This is a genomic window from Paenisporosarcina sp. P4_E4_2 (assembly GCF_056401595.1).
Genome location: NZ_JBFUJC010000404.1, coordinates 1 through 2,570, shown reverse-complemented (window position 1 = coordinate 2,570; position 2,570 = coordinate 1). Strand labels below are relative to the sequence as shown.

3 protein-coding genes are annotated in these 2,570 nt (G+C 41.6%); all 3 read right to left on the bottom strand.

The window, feature by feature from the left end; translation table 11 throughout:
* Window positions 1-143: 143 nt before the first annotated feature.
* Complete coding sequence (locus AC1DSB_RS17835; RefSeq protein ID WP_477531069.1) at window positions 144-1,202, bottom strand: P-loop NTPase; 1,059 nt, start codon at window positions 1,200-1,202, stop codon at window positions 144-146.
* 150 nt (window positions 1,203-1,352) lie between these two features.
* Window positions 1,353-2,066 (bottom strand): N-acetylmuramoyl-L-alanine amidase, encoded by a 714-nt coding sequence (locus AC1DSB_RS17830; protein WP_342542700.1) that lies wholly within the window; start codon window positions 2,064-2,066, stop codon window positions 1,353-1,355.
* Window positions 2,067-2,199: 133 nt separating this feature from the next.
* Window positions 2,200-2,570, bottom strand: a 371-nt coding sequence (locus AC1DSB_RS17825) for a DUF421 domain-containing protein (RefSeq protein ID WP_477587259.1), incomplete at its 5' end; no start/stop codon positions are given.

The following is a 2,570-nucleotide window of genomic DNA, read 5'->3' as shown; positions in this document are numbered from 1 at the left end:
GAATTAATTAAAGCAGCTGGCATGACTGAAGAACAAGGGAAATCACCATCAAAAGAATCTGGTGGCGGTAGTAAAGACGCCGGAGGAAATAAACCACAATAACAGAAACCCCCGCTCGTAATATGCTGAGCGGGGGTTTTACATTATTTTGTTAATTTATTAATGACTTTTGAAGCAATTTCTTCATAAATTTTACCCGTTGTGTGTAAACGTGAATAAACAGATGGTGCAAAATCATCCTCGTTCCAATCAGGTTGACCTAATGGAATTTGCCCAAGAAGCTCTGTACGAAGCTCATCTGCAAGCTTCGGACCGCCACCTTTACCGAAAACATATTCTTTTTCGTTAGATGTTTTCGACTCGAACCATGCCATATTTTCAATTACACCTAGTACTTCATGATCCGTTTGTAGAGCCATAGCACCAGCACGTGCTGCCACGAATGCTGCGGTTGGATGAGGTGTTGTTACCACGATTTCTTTTGATGCTGGAATCATTTGATGGATATCGAGTGCAACGTCACCTGTTCCAGGTGGTAAATCAAGTAGTAAATAATCCAACTCGCCCCACTCAACATCTTTAAAGAATTGATCTAATACTTTCCCTAGCATCGGACCACGCCATACTACAGGTGCATTATCTTCTACGAAGAAGCCCATTGAGATGACTTTTACACCAAAACGTTCAACTGGAATGATGCGATTGCCTTCAATTTTTGGGCTTTGTTGTATTCCCATCATATCTGGCACGCTGAATCCATAAATATCCGCATCGATTAATCCGACTTTTTTACCTAAACGAGCTAATGCCACTGCCAAATTGACGGAAACCGTAGACTTCCCTACGCCTCCTTTACCTGAGGCAATTGAGATAAATTCCACTTTATTTAATGGGGACAACAAATCCTGAGCTTCAGACTCTGTTGCCGTTCCACGGAATTGTGCCAATACTTCTGCAGGTAATTCTTCAAAGCGAATCCCCACTGTACCAACGCCAGCTTGTTTCAATGAGTCTACAACTTTCATTTGCAACTGCATTTGTTCCGCAGTGTTTGTTTTCGCAATCGCCAGCTTTACGCTAACGTGATTTTTTTCTTCTTTAATGGATACTTCTTTAATGCCATTTGTTTCGAGTAACGTTTTATGTAAAAAAGGGTCCAGTAATTGCCCGAGCATTTCACGGACCTGTTGTTCATTCATCAATTTAGACACTCCTTCAATGTACATTTCGTCCTATAGTATATCATATCGAATTGGAGGTGGTAGTGTTGTAAGGTATCCAGATTGAGTGGGTAGGATTGATAAACGGTTACTCGTCAACTTTTCTAAATTACCGGTACATGGTCATTCGTGTCATTGCATTTGACTGTCTACATACTTTTCAATGCCATCAGCAATCGCTTCTGCCATTTGCTCCTGGTAATCTTTTGATGTCAGCAACTTTCGTTCTTCAGGATTACTTAAGAAACCAGTTTCCACTAAGACCGCCGGCACAGTTGCTTTTTTCAATAAATATACTTGTTTGATTGCCAATGCTTCACGGTCGGTGTTTCCGATATGTTCCCGGATGGCACCTTGAATCGCTTTTGCAATAGCCGCTCCACCTTCATGGCCGTCTCTATGGTAAAACACTTGAGCTCCGCGCCATCTTGCATCTGGTATGGAGTTTACATGAACACTGATAAATAAATCCGCATCTGAATTGACAATCATTTCTTCACGCAATTTCAAATCAGCGAGTTTTCTAGCTCGAATGGTCGGAAAAGTTGCTTTTGGATTGTGCTCCGCTACTGCATCATCTGCATGTGAACGTGTCATGACTACTTCTGCACCCAACTTCTTTAATTCCTTCTCGAGCTCTTTTCCCAGTGCAAGCGTAATATCTGATTCGACGACCTCACCCACCGATGCTCCCCCGTCCATTCCTCCATGACCCGGGTCTACCACAATTTTCATTCCACCAAGAGGGGCAGGCAAAAAGAATGCGCGATCGGAAGCTTGCGTTTCATAAACCACAACCGTTACTGAAACTAACAATAAAAGTCCAATTACTATCCAGCGTTTCAACGCGTACGACACCACCTTTTAAACTCACTATACGTATGTCCGAGGCGAACTATGAGCAAAAGATTGGTTGCTTTTAAAACATATAAAACCTTTTCCATGAAAAGAAAAGGTTTCGTCAAATATTATCGGTATTTCAATCGTCTTCTCTTAAATCAATGTAAATGGTGCCATCCGATTCAATCTCGGCATAAAATACTTGTTGTATTGAATTCACGCCATGTTTCTTCAATTGTTTCATTACCCACTCTTCTGTTAGGCCAGCTCCCTGCAAATTTCGCATAATGATTTTACCTTCCGCAATGATTGTGCAGGGCATATATTTCGGCACAACGATTTGTGCTTTTACATCTTGCTTCGTCGCTGATTGCTGCGCAACTTTTTTGAAAACACTCAGCTCTCCGTTTGTTTCCAAAACTGCAAAATGCACATCCTTAACTGAGAAAATCCCCTGCATTCTTAGTAACATATTTAAATCCCCAATAGGAAGGCGGCTTTTCTTAAGTC